This window comes from Paenibacillus sp. BR1-192, assembly GCF_029542445.1.
Taxonomy (GTDB): Bacteria; Bacillota; Bacilli; order Paenibacillales; family Paenibacillaceae; genus Paenibacillus_AQ; species Paenibacillus_AQ lautus_A.
The window spans coordinates 1779287-1798150 of the sequence record NZ_CP120718.1 but is presented as its reverse complement, the minus strand read 5'-3'; the positions used below and the strand labels follow the sequence as shown (position 1 = coordinate 1798150).

The following is an 18864-nucleotide window of genomic DNA, read 5'->3' as shown; positions in this document are numbered from 1 at the left end:
TCCTGTTCTGTTGTTGGTTGTTGACAATCCACTCTCAGAATTGTCCCGGTCCGTTAGTCGCTTTTTCGATTATAACGGGATCATTTTAAAATTTCATTGTTCAATTTAAGGGAAATAATCCACGAAATCATTCATTTTCTCTCATTTATCTTGTGTTTGGTCCATTTTCCTTATTTGAAAATTTTCATAATACGTCAACCGACAGGGAAAGATAGAGCTTGCTTGGTTTACCATAACCTGATTGTTTCGGGATTCATTCTTGATTCAGCGGGTAAAGTCGAAGTATAGAAACCTATTGTAATTGAAAACAAGGAAGGAGATGGACACGATGCGAGACGAAAACAATCGGAATACGCTGGCAGATTTGACATATTTGGAATTCGAGGCCAAACGGAAAGTCGAGGATATGGATTTGATTCCGCAAGACGATCTGAGAGACGTCAACACCTATACGGAGCAAAGCCTAAGCAGCGAAGACGCGGATCATATCGCGTACGATCAGAATGAAGCGGCTCCTGCGGATGCAAAACCGGAGGAGCGGATGAACCCCGATCACAGCGCCATTGATGCATGGGAAGCTACAGGTGCCGATCCGGATCAACGGACCATTGCCGATGAGCGGTTATCCTTGTCATCCGATGCCGGAGAAGCCGACGAGGTGCGGCTGGACCGCACCGCCGACGAAACGGTTATTCGCGATGTCGCGGACGACGAGACGGACCGGGAATGGCGGGCCATCGAGGGTGAGCCCCCAACTCGTCCGGGTGACGAGGTCATCGCCGAGTACACCGGCGATGCGAAGCAGAGAGTCGCAGCCGACGCCGCGTTTTCAGGCAGCGGTACCGCCTTTCTGAATCAGGACATTTTTATGAATTACCCTTCGGGTGAAGAGGAGTATACGCCGCTGGAGGACGTGCCCGACGCGGACGCGATTGCGGCCAACAGCCCGGTGGATCCCGCCGCGCCTCCGACGGAACAGATGCACGGAACCGATCTGCTGAACGGCAGCAATGGCGAGGACGACTAAAACCTGCAAGACCCGCCTCTCCTTATAGGAAGGCGGGTCTTATACTAGCACTGTATGATCCCTCTATTTTCCGAATATGATATCCAGCCAGCCGAGAAATGACATCCACAACAGGATGCCGATCAGGGTACCCCATATGAGTGCCGTTAATATGTTGCCCTTTCTTTCCATGCCTACGCCTCCCATACAACCGTCTTTATAGTAAAACAGTATGGGTCAAGCTATCAGTTCTTATACCAGCCGTTCATTTCAAAGATTCGATTTCATAGGAGGAACAGCCGATGAAGAAACAACCTGACGAGAAGCACCGTTTAGTGACCGAACGCGACATCGATGAGGAATTCGGCCTGTTTGTCGAGGATTCCTATCCGGACAGCATTCCGATACCCGACAGCATCAAACACGAGAAGCCGGATGGCAGCGGTACGAGTAACCGCGGAAATCCTCTGTCATCCTGAACAACACCGGGCAGGAATCGTGATCCTCTTCTTTCACCCATGCCATACCTTCCAACATACACTACACCATACGACCCTGGAAGGATGATGCCTCATATGAAAGGATTGCCGATCCATCCCTGCAGACATAAGATCACCCTGCAGCAGCGACTGGCCTCGTTGACCGGACATCTGGTGGAAATCAACGCGCCGAACACCGGGTTGGAACCCGGACGGCTGCAGCGGGTATTCCCGAAAAATTTCATCAAGGTGCAGGGCGAGCTTTTTGTGCCGTCCAGTCTCAACTCGGTTCGGGTATTCGATGTCAAGCCGCCGGGCAAAACGGTGCGGGTTGGGGTGCGGACCACCTTCCCGACCCGCGGCGCCTTCGACCGGATCCGGCTTGTCAGAATCGGAGCCGATTTCATCGAATTGCTTGCCAAGGACAAGAACCGTTCGCGGATTCTGCTCCCTTTAAACAAAGTGGAGGGCATATTTCCTGCCAAGTAAAGACGTACAATGCTCCCCATTTCCTGAAGCTTCCGGACTTGTACAGGTTCGGGAGCTTATTTTTTGCATTCTGAGCCGCTGGCCTTGATTCGTTAATCGCAAGGAAAACATCCTCTATACGCGGTCGGTCTTCTGTGACATGACGTTGATAACGGTTTCCTTAATGTATACTCCGCTATTTCGATTTTCAGTACTTGTCCAACCTGTGATAAAATATGATACAGATTACATGCTTAAGACCTGATAAGGCAAAGCACAGGAGGAGTCAATGATGTTGAAACGCAGAACACGCTGGATGCCGGCCCTGCTCGTCATTCTTGGGCTGTTGTTCGTGATGACGGCATGCGGCCAGAATGACAAGGAAACCGAAAGCGGCGCAGGCGGCGGAACAGGTTCGACGAACGGCGCCGCGGCGCCCGAAGCGGAACCACCGAAGGAAACCGAGGTCAAGCAGAACGTGCCCGACCCGAATGCCAGCCACCCCATCGTCACGATTGAAATGGAGAACGGCAAAACGATAAAGCTTGAGCTTTACCCGGAGGTTGCGCCGAATACGGTGAACAATTTCATCTCTCTGGTGGAACAAGGGTTTTACGATGGCACAGGCTTTCACCGCGTCATCCCCGGCTTCATGATTCAAGGAGGTGATCCTGACGGGAACGGCACGGGGGGACCCGGCTACGCAATCGCCGGAGAATTTACGTCCAACGGGTTTCAGAATGACCTGAAGCATACGACAGGCGTATTATCCATGGCGCGCGCGCAGGATCCAAACTCCGCCGGGTCGCAATTCTTCATTATGGTCGCGGATGCGCCTTCGCTGGATGCCCAGTACGCCTCCTTCGGTAAGGTCATCGAAGGCATGGAAACGGCTGAGGAAATCGTGGGCTTGGAGCGGGATCAGATGGACAAGCCGCTTGAAGTGCCCGTCATGAAGAAAGTGACGGTCGATACGCTCGGGAAGGATTATCCGGATCCCGAAAAGCAGGAATAGCTTTTTTGGGATAAGCGCTGCGGCACAGGGCGCTGTCAGCGAACCATTTTCCTTCCTCGCTTGTGAATGAGCACAGAATCCGGACGGCTTACCAAACAACATGCGAAAGAGGACCGAAGCACGCTTGAAATATAGCTGCGTTCCGGTCCTCTTTTTTATAGATTACAGCAGGGTATGGCCTTTACGGACGAGTCGGCTTCTCGATCACGTAAAGGCAGGTGCTGTCCGGCAAAGTTACCGCCTTCCCATCCTCATCCATGAATTCGATGCGGTCAGCCAATGCCTCGGCATATCCTTCCTGAAGATAATGCTGCTGCACGCGGATCAGCGCTTCGGGGCCCAGCGTTCGGCGGATGCACTCCGCATACTGCGTAGGCGTGAAATATCCGAACTGCTCCTGCACTTCATGAACATACGCTTCGGGGCCCCAAGTATAGGTATACAGAAACTCCATCGCATCGTTGACAGGCATGCGCACCTCCGCGTCAGCCAGCTGCTCGTAGGATATGACCCGGCCTTTGAAATCCGAGGCATACCGGTTCAGCCATTCCATGCCGTCGGCCTCAAGGAAACGGATCCTTCTCCAGGTATCCTCGGGCTCGGTCATGATTCCGTCACGGATAATAATGCGGCCCCCGGGTGCAAGCACCTCATAGGCACTGAGCAAGGCTGCCTCCACGGTCGCCGTATTGAAGCGCGCACCGTCTGTTTCAATGTACGAATACAACTCATGCAGTATCGAGGAGAAGATGACCGTATCGACGCTCCCGGGTTTCACATAGTTCCTGAGATTCAGCGCGTCCCCCTTCAGGACCTCCCATGTTTTGTGCTCCAGACGTTTGCGTTTCTCCAGCGCTTCAATCACGTTCGAGGAGATATCGATCCCGACGGGGCGCGCGTGCGGCAGCCGTTCCTCGATCAGGTCAAGCAGCACGCCTCCACCGGGACCGATATCCAGTACCGCCGTTCCCGTGATATAATCCAGAATCACTTTCTTGTAATCTCCCGTGCTGTTCATATCGTTTAAATAACTCTCTTCGTTATGAAACCGGTCATAAGCATCCCGCCTCAGGCCAAACAGATCAAACAACAGCAGCACTGCCTTCTCGTAGAGCGGGGATTTCTCCGCCTCGATGCAAAAATCGATTAATTTCTCCGCGGCCTGCGAGAATTCGAAGGTAAAGAATACCGTATCCGGCAGCTCCGGCTTTCGTTCGATGCGGTGGCGCAGATGCGGGTTGGCACTCGCCTGACCTTGAAGGCAGGCCTCCCAATCCGTCTGGCGCAAATATTGCTCGATCATTCTTTTCTTGTACACGTTCAGCTTCTTGACGCCCTTGTAATCGTAATACATATCGTTCATCAGCGGCTCAAAGCTCAGGTGGCTCACCGAATCCGAAGACCATTGATCCTCCGGGCTCTGTTTCTCCGGATGGAGAGCCAGCAGCAATACCTTCACGAACTCTTCCAACGAGAAATCCTGCAGGGCCGCTTCCACATACCAAAGCGTCATGTCCTGAAACCCATGCAGGGCAGCAGGCAGATCCGTCTGCCTCCGAATCTCCTGAAACTGCCTGTCGAAATCTTCTCCCCGGGCAATGGAAGCGGTCCGAAGGCGGCGCAGCCTTTCCTCATAAGTCCACCGATCCGGGACGCTCCCTTGGGCAAGCTTGCGAATCAGTTGTTTGATTTCCTCCTCAACGGAATGCCATAGCTCCTCCGATACGGCAGCAATGATGCAGTGATTCAAAGGGATCAGCAGCCGGATCAGCTCATCTTCGGTGAGCCGTCCTTCCTCCGTAAGCTTCATCAGCGGCAGGTTTTCCTCGAAGGCGACTTCCCCCGGATGTGTTGCCCGAGCAGTCCATGGGTAAGTATGAGAGTATGTACCATCTCTTCGTGCGGTGACAGGGTTCCCCTGCCTTGCCGGATATGTCTTTCATACAGCTGCGCGGACCCGATATTATGCAGGAACAATTGGATGCCCGACTGCTGCCAGCGAAGGCGATCCCTCATCGTTCCGCCCTTGGCCGTTTCCGCCCACACCAGGACTTCTTCCAGCAGCTCTTTGATCCAATAGGAAACAGGCAGCGAATCCAGTATCTTCAATGTGCGTTCTACATAATCCAGCACGGGGTTGGCATGGGTCAATTGCCCGATGGACGTGATCCGTTCCAGATTGACGATTCGTTCCTCGGCCGATATCAGCTTCAATAGCCATGGATGCGTTCCCGCAGCCGATTCATCCCCCTGACGAAACGCGGTTATGATATTCAGCGCTTGCAGCATAGGTTGTTCCTCCACTTCCTGTTAAAAATGAACAAAGGTTATCTTTGGTTTCGCTGCTACGATTATAACAAATTGTTTAGGGTGGATCGCGGGCATTTGGTAGTTGCGGATGGTACAGGGTATACTGGTCAACGAAACCATATTTTTTTATCAATGTGAAGGAGTGAATGTACATGAGCCTGAAAAATAAAACAGCCCTCATCACGGGTGCAGGCAAAGGGATTGGACGTGCCCTGGCCATCGCACTTGCCAAGGAAGGCGTGCACGTTGGACTCGTCGCCCGCACGGCAGCAGACCTGGAGCCGCTGAGCGCCCTGGTTGCCGAGCAATATGGTGTCAGAGCCGTCGCGGCGGTGGCCGACGTTTCCGTGCAGAGCGAGGCAGAGGCTGCTTTCGCGGCGGTAAACATGGAGCTGGGCTCGGTGGACATTCTGATCAACAACGCGGGCATCGCCCAGTTCGGCAACCTGCTGGAGATGGAACCCGAAGCCTGGAAGCGTATCGTTGACGTGAATCTGATGGGGACTTACTATATGACCCGCGCAGCGCTGCCCGGCATGATCGAGCATAACCAAGGAGACATCGTCAATATCTCTTCTACGGCCGGAGAACGCGGCTTCGCCACGGGCTCAGCCTATAACGCTTCGAAATTTGCGGTTATGGGACTGACCGAAGCCGTGCTGCAGGAGGTCCGCAAGCACAACATCCGCGTGACGGCGCTGACCCCGAGCACCGTGAACACGGATCTCGCCGTCAATGCCGGTCTGAAGATCGGGGACGAGGACCGGATGATGCAGCCGGAAGACGTAGCCGAGCTTGTACTGGCTGCGCTCAAGCTGCCGCAGCGCGTATTCGTCAAATCCGCCGGGATTTGGACAACCAACCCGCAATAAGGACGCGTCGACAGACGCTCCCATTGCAATAACCAAATTCAAGGGTGTTCTTTGGTCAGGGGCCAAGGAACATCCTTTTTGCGTGCAGCTTGCGTGTAACGCGATGGTCTGCGCCAGCGAATCCTGCGCAACCCTTCCCCCAAGGTTAGGTTCCGATGAAGTCAAGAACGTTTCGCTTAAATACCCGGCAAGATGCGCGTGCTTTGTTCTTTTTTCCATGCGGAATCAAGTGTCAACCATCCGTTGTCATGATATAATGACATGGCGTCATACGCACAGCCAGACCATTACCAAGCTATACTCATGGAAAGAAGATGACAACAGCATGATCGCCGACATTTTACTTGAAGTGGTACTTCCCATCTTTGTCCTGATAGGCTTTGGCATTATTATGCAATATGCCTTTAAGCTCGATTTGTACACACTCGCCAAAATCAACTTTTACTACATTACGCCTGCAGCCGTATTTATGAGTATGTACGAATCCAAGATGTCACCGCAGCTTCTGGGCATGGTGGCGTTATTTTATGCGCTTTATATCGGCGTTCTCTACTTGATCAGCATGCTGGTTGCCAGACAGCGCAAGTTCAACCGGGGGATGAGAGCCGCATTTACCAACAGCCTCCTGCTGGATAATTCGGGAAACTACGGCCTTCCGATCAATGATCTGGCCTTCAAGGGAGATCCGATGGCCGGCTCGGTGCAAGCGCTGATCATGTCATTTCAAAGCCTCCTTACGTTTACGTACGGAGTTATTTCCATTCAGGGAGCCAAGACGGAGGGATTATACAAACAGGCCATTATCGGATTTCTGAAAATGCCCGTCCCCTATGCCCTCGTCATCGGCATTGTGCTGCATGCCCTGGCCTTGCCGCTTCCGGTCTTTATCTCGCAGCCGTTGACCTATGCGGACCAGTCCATGGTGGCGATCGCCCTGCTGACGCTCGGGGCACAGATCATTAAATATCCGCTGCGCCTGCGCCGGCTCGATGTTTACCTCAGCGTCCTGCTGCGACTTTTGGTCGCGCCGGCTATCGGCATTCTGATCGTGCTGCTGCTCGGGCTAAAAGGCGTTCCGGCGCAAGCGCTCATCATCGCTTCCGGCATGCCCGTCGGCGTCAATTCGTCCATCCTGGCGGAAGAATATCAGAATGAGCCTGATTTTGCTGCACAAACTGTCCTTATATCGACCATACTAAACGTAATTACGATTACCGGCCTGATCACGCTGGCCAAATTCATAGCCTAAAGACTAACTCAACTCAGCTAGGAGGAATTACATATGAATTTTGATCTTGCGATTGACCGCACCTGTACCAACTGTCAGAAATGGGATAATGTCCCCACCGTCTTCGGCGTGCCGGACGCGCTTCCGATGTGGGTGGCCGACATGGATTTTGCCGCGCCATCCGCCGTTGTAGAGGCGCTTCATAAACGGGTGGAGCATGGCGTGTTCGGCTATACGTTCCCGTCCGACTCTTACCGCGAAGCGATTAGCGATTGGATGAAGAAACGCCACAGCTGGAGCATTCAGCAGGAGTGGATTCAGTTCTGTCCGGGCGTCGTCCCGGCTCTCAGCCTTATCGTGGATGCGTTCACCGAGCCGGGCGATCAAGTCGTCATCCAGACGCCGGTCTATCCGCCGTTCTACAGCGTCGTTCAGGACCATGGCCGTGAGCTGGTGCATAATCCGCTTCTTCTTAGCGAAGAGGGGGATTACACGATGGATTTCGAGGACCTGGAGAAGAGCTTTTCTACCGGCCATGTCAAAATGATCATTCTGTGCAGTCCGCACAACCCGGTGGGCCGGGTGTGGAGCCGAGCGGAGCTGGATCGTCTGGCTTCCCTCTGCCAGCAATACGACGTGCTTGTCGTATCGGATGAAATCCATGCGGATCTGGTGTTTGAACCCGGCGCGCATACGCCGTTCGCCGCGCTGTCCGAGGATGCCGCCGAGCGTTCCATCATCTGTACCGCTCCTAGCAAGACGTTTAATATCGCCGGCCTGAACACGGCGAACATCATCATCCCGAATGCGCAGCTGCGCAGCAAGTTCCGCAAAATATTGAACCGTTACGCCATCGGCTCCATCACGCCGATGGGTGCGGCCGCCACCGAGGCTGCTTACCGTGAGGGCGAACCGTGGCTGGATGAGCTTCTGGTTTACATCCGCGGGAACATGGAGCTGGTAGCCCAATATGCACAGGAACATCTGCCCGAGCTGAAGGTGGTTATGCCGGAAGCCACCTACCTGTTGTGGATTGATTTCCGCGGCATGGGCATGTCCCACGAAGAGCTAAACCGCTTCCTCGTTCAAGAGGCGAAGCTCGGATTGAACAGCGGCGCGGCCTTCGGCAAGGAAGGCGAAGGCTTCATGCGCATGAACCTGGCCTGCACGCGCGCCACCGTTCAGGAGGCGTTGTCCCGCCTGAACAAAGCTGTCGGGGAATGGCGGAAGGCTTAAAAACATACAAGATCCCGGAATGAAATGATAAACGGAGTCAAGCCCATGGCTGACTCCGTTTATTTTTGTATTTTACGATAACGGCTCTTTTATTAGATAATGATCTAAAATTATTATTGACCATCATCTAACAGTTATGTTTTACTTCTATCTAGAAAGGTGGTTAGATGATGGTGATACAAGAAAACGCTCGAGAGATTCGTTATCGGGATCTGTCATCCCAAAAGGAGTATCTGAAGTTAATGATGGCCAATGCCGTGAACCGGTTCGGCGATTCCATCGACATGATTGCTTTTTCCTTGATGGTATACCAGCTTACCGGTTCCGCTTCATGGGTAGCCGTTATTTTCGGCATCAATGCACTCCCTTCCATCCTGTTTCAGCCCTTTGCAGGCGCCATCGTTGAAAGACTTCACAAGAAAACCATCATGATCCTTGCGGATATCGGACGAGGAGTGATTGTAGGCGTCACTGCCGTCCTGCTTATGCTTGATCTGCTTCAGCCCTGGATTCTGCTTGTGCTTACGTTCATGAATTCCACACTGGAATCCCTTCGCATTCCCGCCGGGTTAGCCATCATTCCCCAAGTGCTTGATAAAGCCTTATATACCCATGGCATATCCTTAAATTCAACCATCAAGAAAATCGTGGAGTTAGCCGGTCTTGGCGCTGCCGCAGCCATCATCGGATTATTCGGCCTTGGGGTGGCTATTTTGATCGACGCCGTCACCTTTTTACTGTCCGCCCTCTTCATTCTGGGCATCAACAGCAAGGAAACATGGCAGCGGAGCCCGATTCGGCTGGATTTGAAAGGCTATCTCCATGCGCTGGCCGAGGGATTCATCTATCTAAGAAAGGCAAAAGTCGTATTCGCCGTCTGCATATTAGGCGGCATCATGGGCATCTTCCTGATTCCCATTAACTCCATGATGGCTCCATACACGACGGGAGTGTTAGGACTGTCCGCCAAGGGGTTGTCCGTTGCCGGCATTTCCTCAACGATCGGTCTTGGCATCGGTGCCTTCTTGTTCCCTTACTTAAGAAAACATTTCTCTGCACGCATTCTGTTCATCACTGGCGGGACGTTCATTGGAATCTGTTATCTGGTATGGTTCTGGATATCGCACTATTCCGGACAAGTCATGCTGACCTATGTCATGTTGGCTTCTACCATGCTGATATTCGGTTTTTTTGCTTCCTTCGTGGAAACGGTGATCGGGGTAGCCTTCATGGAACACATTGAGGAATCCTACTTGTCTCGCGCCGGTGCCATTTTTAACGCTATCGCAAGCTCAACCATTCCGCTCGGTTCGCTGATCGTCGCCACCGCGATGACGTTTATAACCCTTGAACAGCTATTTGTCGCTACTGGTATTTTTACAATTATATTGTTTGTTGGTATGCTCTTCATAAACACATTACGCCAGCTGTAAAGGAGTAATCCCATGAACATAACGGTATTGGCAAGGCCGGATATTCTCCGTGAATGCATCGAATTGCTCTATCGGTATACGAATCATGAAGACACCCGGTCCGTGAAGAATGAACTCACGATGAAATATAATCTGGACTCGCCGGACCTATTGCAAACCTTCGACCCCATCATCGAGATAGGAGAGCTGGTTTACGGCCAACTGGAAGCAGCGCCTGATCGCATGGCTTTTTTCTTCGAAAGCCGGGGACAAGCGGGCTGGTGCTGCGCCAAGCTGCTATTGGATGAATATCTCCGCTCAGCGGGTACGAATGCGAATATTCTTCGGCTGTCCCCTGTCATGCAGGATGAACGGCGGCGCAAATACGCGGAGTCTCTCTTCCGATTATTTATGGGGGATGCCGAAAGCCACGAATGCCAATCGACTCATACCGATGCCGATCTGACCAACATGATTGACGGACTCGAACTGGACGTTCAGGAAAAATGGACGTTACATCTCTTATATCAGAACTTCGAGATATACATGCAGGAATTGCAGAGCATCCTTGAACAGGCCGTGACCCTGTATGAGGAACAATTGCCCTTGCTTGAGCCTCTGCTGGACCGCTTTGCGGCAAGATACCATCAGGTGGTTCAAACCGAACCGCTGGAGTACATCAATAACCGATTCCAAATCAATCTCTTGGACGATGAGGAAATCCGAATCGTTCCGCAAATCATGGGTTTCAATATGGTCACGCTCCATCCTCAAAAAAGCGAGAATTCAATAGAGACGCTGTATATCGGCATTCTCTTTGAAGCTCTTCAAGAAGCGGTCAGCCGGGTCATCTCGGACGAGAAGATATGCAAAACGTTGAAAATGCTGAGCGATGCCAGCAAATTTGCAATTCTGAAGTCAATTTACCGTGAGCCGGCATACGGTTCGGAACTGGCAGACCGGCTGAATCTAACCACGGCTACCATCTCGCATCATATGAACGCACTCATACACCAGGGATTCGTCATGATGGAAAAGCGGGCAAACCGAATCTACTACCGAATGAATCGGACGGCTGTCGAGACTTACCTGGAACAGCTGCGATCCAGCTTATTGCAGCAGGAATGAGCAGTCGTCCTTGCATGCCCGGTATGGGATTTATCCTCTCCGCATAAGGAAAAAGAAGGGTGAGCCAATGTCTCTCCTTTGGCTCACCCTTCTTATGCAACCCTTTCTCTTCCGCAGCCGTTAGTCGCTTCGGTCCCGCGATCCTTCCAAACATGCTTACATCATCGTTCCGCTGTCGTCCGTGCTTGAAGTCAGTTCCTCGATAGCCACTGCCCCGTTCAGGCCGCCGCCGGCCGTTTGCGCCCGTTCCATTTGGTACCCTGCATCCAGCATCGAGCCATCCAGATGATGCAGCTGCTGGCTGACTTGATCCATCTGTTTGAACAGCTGGCGATACTGATAGGCTTGCGCATAGTCGCTCTGCTGCGCGGCCTCGTCCAGCTGCTCGAACATCGTTTTATTCTCGCCCAGCACCTGTCGGTACTGCTCCGCCGCAGCGGTTCGGATATCCTGAGCCGCCCCCATCATCCCATGCAGCACCATCCTGCAGTTCACCAGCTCCTGGCGCACGGCGGAAGAAGTTTCAGGCGTGACCGCAGCCTGCGCATTCTGAAGCTCGGCGTGGATCCCGCCGAGCTCGTTCACGATCATCCCGACTTCGTCCATGCGGCCGTTCTGTCCTGCAGCAGCCAATTGGCTGGATAGCTGATTGAGTCTCATCGACATGTTTTGAATATTGCTCATTCGTTATTCCCCATTTCCGGACCAAGTCCTTTTTATGAACTAGGATGCGATAAACCATGGATTGCTATTCATTCCGGTATCTGGGCGTGATTAACGGTCTGCTGGAATGCGGGGCGGGATGCCGATATAATAGAGTAAGCCATCATATGAAAGTAGGTAGATTAAAGAGTCCGCATGATCAAACGCAAAAAAACGACGCTTTTCCTTGTTGTTGCCTTATTGCTCGCCATATTCTACATGCAGCTGCAAACCGCCATACCGGGATTTATCAACGATCTCGATTTTGATTTTAATAGCAAAGAATCCCCTGAAATCACCCAGCTCCACCCTTATGTACTGCAGCAAAAGAATGAGCTCGTCCGTCTCACCAAGAAAAAAGGGATCACGATTGTCATAACGGACGGTTACCGAAGCCACGAAGAGCAGACCCGCATCTACAATCAGGGCCGCAGCACCGAGGGCAGCATCGTGACGAATGCCAAGGCCGGGGAATCTCTTCACAACTACGGGCTCGCCATTGATTTTGCGCTGAGGCTGAAGGATGGCAGCGTCATCTGGGATATGGAATACGACGGGAACGGAAACGGCAAGGCCGACTGGATGGAAGTCGTGGAGATTGCAAAAGATTTAGGCTTCCAGTGGGGCGGAGATTGGGCCAACTTTCCGGATTATCCGCATCTGCAAATCGATTTTGGATTGTCGATCCGTGATTTGAAACGGGGAAAGCTCCCTCCCATGGACGCTTCCCAGTATTCGGAAGCCAAATGAAATGATATTGCTATTTGTTTTAATTGAGCATCGAGGTTCGCATAGCATACTTTAGTTATACTCCAATACGACTAACGCATCAGGTAAATAAATCAAGGCCGACCAGATCCTTCTGGTCGGCCTTTTTTGACGTTGTTCGCTGTTAAAGCGTCTCGATGGAGGTGTGATATTCAACCAAATGCTTGACATGCCGTGCACGTTTTGGTTATATAGTCATATATATAAGCATATAACCTTAACAGGACAACGAAGGCAAGGTGGTGATTCTTATTGAGCGGTACCGTGCATCCAGATAATAGGCCCCTGTTCATCCAGATCAAGGAAAAGATCGAGGACCAGATCGTCAATGACCAATTGCTTGAAGGTGAACAGGTTCCTTCCACGACGCAGCTGTCCCAATTTTACAAAATCAATCACATTACGGTGTTGAAGGGAATCAACCTGCTGGTTGATTCCGGACTCATCTATAAAAAGCGAGGTGTCGGCATGTTTGTTGCTGAGGGGGCCAAGGAAATGCTGCTCCGGACCCGCAAGAGTGCATTTGCGGAACATTATGTGGTGCCTATGGTACAGGAAGCGGACAAACTCGGTTTGTCCACGGATGAGCTTGTTCAAATCATAACCCAGTTAAAAGGACGTGACCCCCATGAATCTTGATGTACAGTTAGATCGGGTATCGGTGACATACGGCAGCGTCGAAGCCGTCCGCGATATTTCTCTCCGCCTCCCGGCCGGCAAAATTTACGGTCTCCTCGGTCGCAACGGCGCAGGCAAAACCTCGCTCCTGTCGATCCTGGCTTCATTTCGCGAACCATCGTCGGGATCGGTTACGATTGGCGGCGAGCAGCCCTTCGAAAATGCCAAAATCATGAGGGAAGTTTCCTACATCTACGATGTCGACTATAAAGAGGAGACGGACAAGGTCAAGGCCGCGATTGAATCCGTTGCCAGGTACCGGCCCCATTTTGATACGGCTTATGCCCTGGAGCTTGCCCGCAAATTCAATTTGCCTCTGGATAAACAGCTCAAGCAGCTCTCCAAAGGCATGCAGTCCGCTTTTAACGTATGCATCGGCCTCGCCAGCCGGTCGCCGGTTACCATTCTGGATGAAGCTTATCTCGGCATGGATGCGCCTTCGCGCGAAATTTTTTACCGGGAACTGCTGAAGGACCAGGAACGCCATCCGCGTACGTTCATTCTTTCCACCCACTTGGTATCGGAGATGGATTATTTGTTTGAGGAAGTCATTATCATCCACAAAGGCCGGTTCATTCTTCAAGACGATTATGAAAGCCTTACGTCCAGGGGTGTATCCATTACGGGTCCCGCGGCCAAGGTGGACGAATTCATCCAGGGCATGAAGGTGCTCAACGTGCAGCAGCTCGGTTCCACCAAGGCCGTCATGGTCTACGGGGATCTGGGCGAGGCATCTCAATCAGCCGCATTGAAGGCAGGACTTGAGATCGGGCCGATCTCGCTCCAGGACTTGTTTATCCATCTGACGGGGGAGGAGTATTCCGCATGAAAAAGACGTCATCGCCCGTAAGCAAAGTATCGACGGAAATGTTTATTCAACAAGGCAGCTGGGCTTTGGGTTTTCTAACGATTGTGCTGCTGATCTATATTGGAGCCGGCATCGGCAGCAGCATTGGCATCAATGTTCGGGAAGGAATATCAGATGAGGACTTCTTCTCCATCGCTTACCGCTCCACCAAAGGATTTATGCTTGTCATCGGCATCATTTCAGCTTACGGTTTTCTGAGCTATTATGTAAGACACGGCATTACGCGCCGGGATTTCTTTGGTGGTTCCGCTTTAGCGGCCGTCTATCTGTCCCTGGCATTTCCGGTTGCCGCGGCACTGATCCAGTGGATTGTCTCGCTGTTTGCATCACAAGATGCGGGAAGCACCCGACTGCTGCAGGAGTTCGACAACAGCTGGCTGCTGACGCTCGTTTCCTACGGTATCCAAATCTTCATCTATTATTTGATGGGGTGGATGATTGGATCCGGATTTTACCGGTTTGGCTGGATTCGCGGCTTGGGATGGATCGCCGTTGCCCTCGTGTTGATCGGCTTCATGGATGCATTGTGGCAGTTCGAGCTGGCTTCCATATGGGAACAGTGGTTGCCGGTCACGACAGACTTTTCCGTCACGCTGCCGGTTTCGCTCGCAGGCTCCCTGGCCGTCATCCTGATTGCAATGATTCTGATTCGGCTGATCACCCGAAGAGTTACGATCAAAATGTAACCAATACGCAAAATAAATGGCTGATCCAGGGTAGCACCTTCTACCCCGGAATCAGCCATTTTATGATATAACGCCACCGTATAGATTAAGCGGCACTGCTCTTCTTCTTATTATAAATGTCGAAGGCTACCGCCGCGAGGAGAACCAGGCCCTTAATGCCTTGCTGCCAGTCGATGCCGAGACCTACGAGCGACATCCCGTTATTGAGGACGCCCATGACGAGCCCCCCAATGATCGCGCCGAAGACCGTCCCGATCCCGCCGGTGGCCGAAGCGCCGCCGATGAAGCTCGCCGCGATGGCATCCAGCTCGAAGTTCGTACCGGCTCTCGGCGTCGCCGCGTTCAAGCGGGCGGCAAAAATCAAACCGGAGATGGCGGCCATGACGCCCATATTGACGAATACCCAGAACGTGACCTTCTTGGTTTTCACGCCGGACAGCGCCGCCGCTTTTTCGTTGCCGCCAAGCGCATAAATATGACGGCCCATCACGGTTTTGTTCATCACGAAGGAATAGATGATAATGAGCACCAGCAGCAGAATCAGAATGTTCGGCAGGCCGGCGTAACTAGCCAGCATGAACGTAAAGGCATTGATCACGGCCGCAATGAGCACCAGCTTCAGGAGGAACAAGCCGCTTGGCAGAACGTCGAAGTTGTATTTTTTGTGGGCCTTTCGTTCCCGCAGCTCATTGATCAGGAAAATAACCGTAAAGATGATGCCAGCCAGAATCGCGATCAGGTTGGTGCCGGTGTTGCCGAAGTCCGGAATGAAGCCGGAGCTTAGCTTCTGGAAGCCGCCCGGAAACGGCGCAATGGATTGGCCCTCCAGCACAATCATCGTCAGGCCGCGGAACAGGAGCATACCGGCCAGGGTTACGATAAAGGCCGGTATCCTCACGTAAGCCACCCAGAATCCCTGCCATGCTCCGATCAGACCGCCGACGATCAAGGATACGATGACGGCAATGACCGGATGCAGCTGCATATCGACCATCATGATCGCAGCAACGGCGCCGACGAAGGCGGCTACCGAACCGACCGACAAATCAATATGACCCGTAATGATGACAAGCACCATGCCGATGGCCAGTACGAGAATATAGCTGTTCTGGAGAATCAGGTTCGTGATGTTGATCGGCTCCAGCAGCAGCCCTCCCGTGATGATTTGGAAAAAAATCATAATGACAACAAGGGCGATGATCATCCCGTATTGGCGGATGTTGTTTTTAAACATTTTTTTGAGCGTCTCCATGCTTAAGCCCCTCCATTCTTGGTCATGTATCTCATCAAGGTTTCCTGCGAAGCCTGCTCTCTGCCAACTTCTCCGGTCATCCGTCCCGCGCTCATGACATAAATCCGGTCGCAGATCCCTAAAATTTCAGGCAGCTCCGAGGAAATGACAAGCACCGCCTTCCCCTCATCCGCCAGCTGGTTGATGATCGCGTAGATTTCGTATTTGGCCCCGACGTCAATCCCCCGCGTCGGCTCATCCAGAATCAGGATGTCGGGCTCGGCATAGATCCATTTACTCAGCACAACCTTCTGTTGATTCCCCCCGCTGAGGTTCCCCGTCTTCTGGAGAATGTTCGGCGTTTTGATCTTGAGCTTCTTCCGCATGTCTTCCGCCACGAGGATTTCTTCCCGATCATCAATGACCATGTTCTTTGCCAGCTTGGACAGTCCGGTCAGCGAGATGTTGCGTTTGATATCGTCCATGAGGATCAGCCCGTATTCCTTCCGGTCCTCGGTCACGTAAGCAAAGCCGTTTTCAATCGCCTCGTTGATGGATTGATTCCGGATTTCCTTGCCGTCTTTCCGAAGCGTACCCGTGATGTTCCGGCCGTAAGCCCTGCCGAAAATACTCATCGCAAGCTCGGTCCGGCCGGATCCCATCAGCCCGGCAATGCCCACGACCTCCCCCGGCGGATATTCATGCTCACGTTGTCAATCACTTTTCGGCCTGCTTGCAGCTCGTGATATACCGTCCAATCCTTAACCTCCAGGATGACCTCCCCGATCTTCGGGCTCCGCTCCGGATAGCGGTTCGTCAAATCCCGCCCGACCATGCCGCGGATGATCCGGTCCTCGTTCACCTCGCCGCCTCTCATATCCAGCGTTTCAATGGTCTGGCCGTCGCGCAGGATCGTAATGGAATCCGATACCTTCGACACCTCGTTCAATTTATGGGAGATCAGGATGCAGGAAATCCCCTGCTTCTTGAATTCCAGCATCAGCGCAAGCAAATTCTCGCTGTCGTCCTCGTTGAGCGCCGCCGTCGGCTCGTCCAGAATAAGCAGCTTCACCTTCTTGGATAAAGCCTTCGCAATTTCGACCAACTGCTGCTTGCCGACGCCGATGCTGCCCACCTGCGTATTCGGGTTCTCGCTGAGCCCCACCTTATCCAGCAGCTCTTTGGCCCCCGTCATCGTCTCATTCCAGTTCATGATGCCCTTCTCGGCGCGCTCGTTCCCCAAGTAGATGTTCTCGGCAATCGACAAATAAGGAATCAGCGCAAGCTCCTGATGGATGATGACGATGCCCAGGTCTTCGCTTTGCTTGATGTTTTTAAATTCACAGACGCTGCCTTTGAACAGAATATCTCCCTCATAGCTGCCGTAAGGATACACGCCGCTCAGCACTTTCATCAGCGTGGATTTGCCTGCTCCGTTCTCCCCGCATAGGGAGTGGATCTCGCCTTCGCGAACCTTCAGATTCACCTGGTCCAGCGCCTTTACCCCGGGAAACGCTTTCGTAATGTTCCGCATTTCAAGAATGTACTCTGACATCTGGCTTCACCTTCCTATCCTTTCGTGTTCGCTTGACTAAAGACTATTTCAATCCGATTTCTTCCTTGGAATAGTAGCCCGTCTCCACAACCTCTTTCTCCACGTTGGAAGCATCAACGGATACAGGGGGAAGCAAATAGGCAGGCACGACTTTGATGCCGTTGTCGTACGATTCCGTATCGTTCACCTCGGCCTCTTCTCCCTTCAGCACGCTCTCCGCCATCTTCACCGCCTGCTCGGCGAGCTGGCGCGTGTCCTTGAACACCGTCTGGGTTTGCTCACCGGCCACGATCGACTTAATGGAAGCAAGCTCCGCATCCTGACCCGTGATGATTGGCAGAGGCTTGCCGGCCGTCCCGTAGCCTACGCCCTTGAGCGAGGAGATGATGCCGATGCTGATCCCGTCGTAGGGCGACAGCACCGCGTCCAGATTCTCGCTGGAATAGTTGGCGCTGATCAGGTTATCCATCCGCGACTGCGCCAGGGCGCCGTCCCAGCGCAGAGTTGCAATCTGGGCCATCGTGGTCTGTTTGCTCCGAACGACAAGCTTGCCCGAATCCATGTAAGGCTTGAGCACGGACATCGCCCCGTCATAGAAGAAGTAAGCATTGTTATCGTCCGGCGATCCGCCGAACAGCTCGATATTGAACGGCCCCTTCCCTTCCTTCAGGCCAAGCTTCTCTTCAATATAGGAGGCCTGCTGAACGCCGACCTGGAAATTGTCGAAGGTGGCATAATAACTCAAATGCTCGGTGTTGCGGATCAACCGGTCGTAGGCGATGACCTTGATTCCCTGATCATGGGCCTTCTTGATCACGTCGGTCAGCGTATTGCCGTCGATCGAAGCGATGACGATCACGTCGACCCCTTTCGTAATCATGTTCTCGATTTGGGAAATCTGGTTTTCAATCACGTCCTCGGCGAATTGAAGGTCGGTTTTATACCCTTTTTCCTGAAACAGCCGCTCCATGTTCTTCCCGTCAGCCACCCAGCGTTCGGATGATTTGGTGGGCATCGCAAGGCCGACGTAACCCTTCTTTGCATCGCCGGTTTGGCTTTCGGCGAGGTTGCAGGCCGTCAGGGCCAAGAGCAGCACCGCGATCAGCAATCCTGGCAATCCTCTCTTCATCGGTAGTTCCCCTTTCCGAAAAATGAAATCGAGAGCGCTTACAACCGAAGGTTCGAAAAGCCTCTCTGTACTAAAAAGGATACCTCCGTTCGG

The 18864-nt window shown here is 52.7% G+C and carries 16 protein-coding genes and 2 pseudogenes; 13 read left to right on the top strand and 5 right to left on the bottom strand.

What is annotated here, in order from left to right:
- Positions 1-328 precede the first annotated feature (328 nt).
- From P0X86_RS07595 to P0X86_RS07580, 4 genes are all read left to right on the top strand, one after another.
- Complete coding sequence (locus tag P0X86_RS07595; RefSeq protein ID WP_277748243.1) at positions 329-1027, top strand: hypothetical protein; 699 nt, start codon at positions 329-331, stop codon at positions 1025-1027.
- A 281-nt stretch (positions 1028-1308) separates the two neighbouring features.
- Positions 1309-1485, top strand: a complete 177-nt coding sequence (locus tag P0X86_RS07590; protein WP_277748242.1) for a hypothetical protein — start codon at positions 1309-1311, stop codon at positions 1483-1485.
- 96 nt (positions 1486-1581) lie between these two features.
- Positions 1582-1974 carry a hypothetical protein gene (locus P0X86_RS07585; RefSeq protein ID WP_015733912.1) on the top strand — a complete coding sequence of 131 codons (393 nt, stop codon included), beginning with the start codon at positions 1582-1584 and terminating at the stop codon, positions 1972-1974.
- A 271-nt stretch (positions 1975-2245) separates the two neighbouring features.
- On the top strand, positions 2246-2968 hold the full coding sequence (locus P0X86_RS07580; protein WP_277749013.1) for a peptidylprolyl isomerase: 723 nt from the start codon (positions 2246-2248) through the stop codon (positions 2966-2968).
- Between the two features lie 181 nt (positions 2969-3149).
- On the opposite strand, the pseudogene P0X86_RS07575 reads toward P0X86_RS07580, so the two are convergent.
- Positions 3150-5257 (bottom strand): annotated as a pseudogene (locus P0X86_RS07575) (class I SAM-dependent methyltransferase).
- A 173-nt stretch (positions 5258-5430) separates the two neighbouring features.
- On the opposite strand from P0X86_RS07575, the gene P0X86_RS07570 reads away from it, so the two are divergent.
- The 5 genes from P0X86_RS07570 to P0X86_RS07550 all read left to right on the top strand — a co-directional run bounded on the left by P0X86_RS07570 (position 5431) and on the right by P0X86_RS07550 (position 11154).
- A complete protein-coding gene (locus P0X86_RS07570) occupies positions 5431-6150 on the top strand; it encodes a 3-ketoacyl-ACP reductase (protein ID WP_015733909.1) in 720 nt (239 codons plus the stop codon).
- A gap of 325 nt (positions 6151-6475) precedes the next feature.
- Positions 6476-7399 carry an AEC family transporter gene (locus P0X86_RS07565; protein ID WP_015733908.1) on the top strand — a complete coding sequence of 308 codons (924 nt, stop codon included), beginning with the start codon at positions 6476-6478 and terminating at the stop codon, positions 7397-7399.
- Positions 7400-7432: 33 nt separating this feature from the next.
- Complete coding sequence (locus P0X86_RS07560) at positions 7433-8614, top strand: MalY/PatB family protein (protein WP_277748241.1); 1182 nt, start codon at positions 7433-7435, stop codon at positions 8612-8614.
- A 167-nt stretch (positions 8615-8781) separates the two neighbouring features.
- Positions 8782-10047, top strand: a complete 1266-nt coding sequence (locus P0X86_RS07555; protein WP_277748240.1) for an MFS transporter — start codon at positions 8782-8784, stop codon at positions 10045-10047.
- 12 nt (positions 10048-10059) lie between these two features.
- A complete protein-coding gene (locus P0X86_RS07550) occupies positions 10060-11154 on the top strand; it encodes an ArsR/SmtB family transcription factor (RefSeq protein ID WP_277748239.1) in 1095 nt (364 codons plus the stop codon).
- Positions 11155-11310: 156 nt separating this feature from the next.
- Here P0X86_RS07550 and P0X86_RS07545 read toward each other — a convergent pair whose 3' ends face one another.
- Positions 11311-11838 (bottom strand): hypothetical protein, encoded by a 528-nt coding sequence (locus P0X86_RS07545; protein ID WP_277748238.1) that lies wholly within the window; start codon positions 11836-11838, stop codon positions 11311-11313.
- Positions 11839-12012: 174 nt separating this feature from the next.
- Here P0X86_RS07545 and P0X86_RS07540 point away from each other — a divergent pair, with 174 nt between their 5' ends.
- From P0X86_RS07540 to P0X86_RS07525, 4 genes are all read left to right on the top strand, one after another.
- Entirely contained in the window at positions 12013-12606 is a 594-nt protein-coding gene (locus P0X86_RS07540; protein WP_277748237.1) for a M15 family metallopeptidase, read from the top strand.
- A gap of 270 nt (positions 12607-12876) precedes the next feature.
- A complete protein-coding gene (locus tag P0X86_RS07535) occupies positions 12877-13263 on the top strand; it encodes a GntR family transcriptional regulator (protein WP_277748236.1) in 387 nt (128 codons plus the stop codon).
- Entirely contained in the window at positions 13253-14131 is an 879-nt protein-coding gene (locus tag P0X86_RS07530) for an ATP-binding cassette domain-containing protein (RefSeq protein ID WP_192569404.1), read from the top strand. Before P0X86_RS07535 ends, P0X86_RS07530 begins: the two co-directional genes overlap by 11 nt.
- The gene (locus tag P0X86_RS07525; RefSeq protein WP_213580498.1) at positions 14128-14856 is read left to right on the top strand and encodes a Tat pathway signal protein; all 729 of its coding nucleotides are present in this window, start codon (positions 14128-14130) and stop codon (positions 14854-14856) included. The genes P0X86_RS07530 and P0X86_RS07525 overlap by 4 nt, the downstream gene beginning before the upstream one ends.
- Positions 14857-14941: 85 nt before the next feature.
- On the opposite strand, the gene mmsB is transcribed toward P0X86_RS07525, so the two are convergent.
- From mmsB to chvE, 3 genes and pseudogenes are all read right to left on the bottom strand, one after another.
- Positions 14942-16108: a multiple monosaccharide ABC transporter permease gene (gene mmsB, locus P0X86_RS07520; protein ID WP_009591707.1), complete on the bottom strand. Its 1167-nt coding sequence runs from the start codon at positions 16106-16108 to the stop codon at positions 14942-14944.
- 2 nt (positions 16109-16110) lie between these two features.
- A pseudogene (gene mmsA / locus P0X86_RS07515) lies at positions 16111-17642 on the bottom strand (multiple monosaccharide ABC transporter ATP-binding protein).
- A gap of 43 nt (positions 17643-17685) precedes the next feature.
- Positions 17686-18771 carry a multiple monosaccharide ABC transporter substrate-binding protein gene (gene chvE / locus P0X86_RS07510; protein ID WP_192569407.1) on the bottom strand — a complete coding sequence of 362 codons (1086 nt, stop codon included), beginning with the start codon at positions 18769-18771 and terminating at the stop codon, positions 17686-17688.
- Positions 18772-18864: the final 93 nt, after the last annotated feature.

What these genes read in the sequence shown, in the direction of transcription:
- P0X86_RS07545 (WP_277748238.1), bottom strand. Translation starts at nt 11,838, where the DNA reads ATGAGCAATATTCAAAACATGTCGATGAGACTCAATCAGCTATCCAGC.
- P0X86_RS07590 (WP_277748242.1), top strand. Translation starts at nt 1,309, where the DNA reads ATGAAGAAACAACCTGACGAGAAGCACCGTTTAGTGACCGAACGCGAC.
- P0X86_RS07565 (WP_015733908.1), top strand. Translation starts at nt 6,476, where the DNA reads ATGATCGCCGACATTTTACTTGAAGTGGTACTTCCCATCTTTGTCCTG.
- chvE (WP_192569407.1), bottom strand. Translation starts at nt 18,771, where the DNA reads ATGAAGAGAGGATTGCCAGGATTGCTGATCGCGGTGCTGCTCTTGGCC.
- P0X86_RS07570 (WP_015733909.1), top strand. Translation starts at nt 5,431, where the DNA reads ATGAGCCTGAAAAATAAAACAGCCCTCATCACGGGTGCAGGCAAAGGG.
- P0X86_RS07585 (WP_015733912.1), top strand. Translation starts at nt 1,582, where the DNA reads ATGAAAGGATTGCCGATCCATCCCTGCAGACATAAGATCACCCTGCAG.
- P0X86_RS07560 (WP_277748241.1), top strand. Translation starts at nt 7,433, where the DNA reads ATGAATTTTGATCTTGCGATTGACCGCACCTGTACCAACTGTCAGAAA.
- P0X86_RS07580 (WP_277749013.1), top strand. Translation starts at nt 2,246, where the DNA reads ATGTTGAAACGCAGAACACGCTGGATGCCGGCCCTGCTCGTCATTCTT.
- mmsB (WP_009591707.1), bottom strand. Translation starts at nt 16,108, where the DNA reads ATGGAGACGCTCAAAAAAATGTTTAAAAACAACATCCGCCAATACGGG.
- P0X86_RS07540 (WP_277748237.1), top strand. Translation starts at nt 12,013, where the DNA reads ATGATCAAACGCAAAAAAACGACGCTTTTCCTTGTTGTTGCCTTATTG.
- P0X86_RS07550 (WP_277748239.1), top strand. Translation starts at nt 10,060, where the DNA reads ATGAACATAACGGTATTGGCAAGGCCGGATATTCTCCGTGAATGCATC.
- P0X86_RS07525 (WP_213580498.1), top strand. Translation starts at nt 14,128, where the DNA reads ATGAAAAAGACGTCATCGCCCGTAAGCAAAGTATCGACGGAAATGTTT.
- P0X86_RS07555 (WP_277748240.1), top strand. Translation starts at nt 8,782, where the DNA reads ATGATGGTGATACAAGAAAACGCTCGAGAGATTCGTTATCGGGATCTG.
- P0X86_RS07595 (WP_277748243.1), top strand. Translation starts at nt 329, where the DNA reads ATGCGAGACGAAAACAATCGGAATACGCTGGCAGATTTGACATATTTG.
- P0X86_RS07530 (WP_192569404.1), top strand. Translation starts at nt 13,253, where the DNA reads ATGAATCTTGATGTACAGTTAGATCGGGTATCGGTGACATACGGCAGC.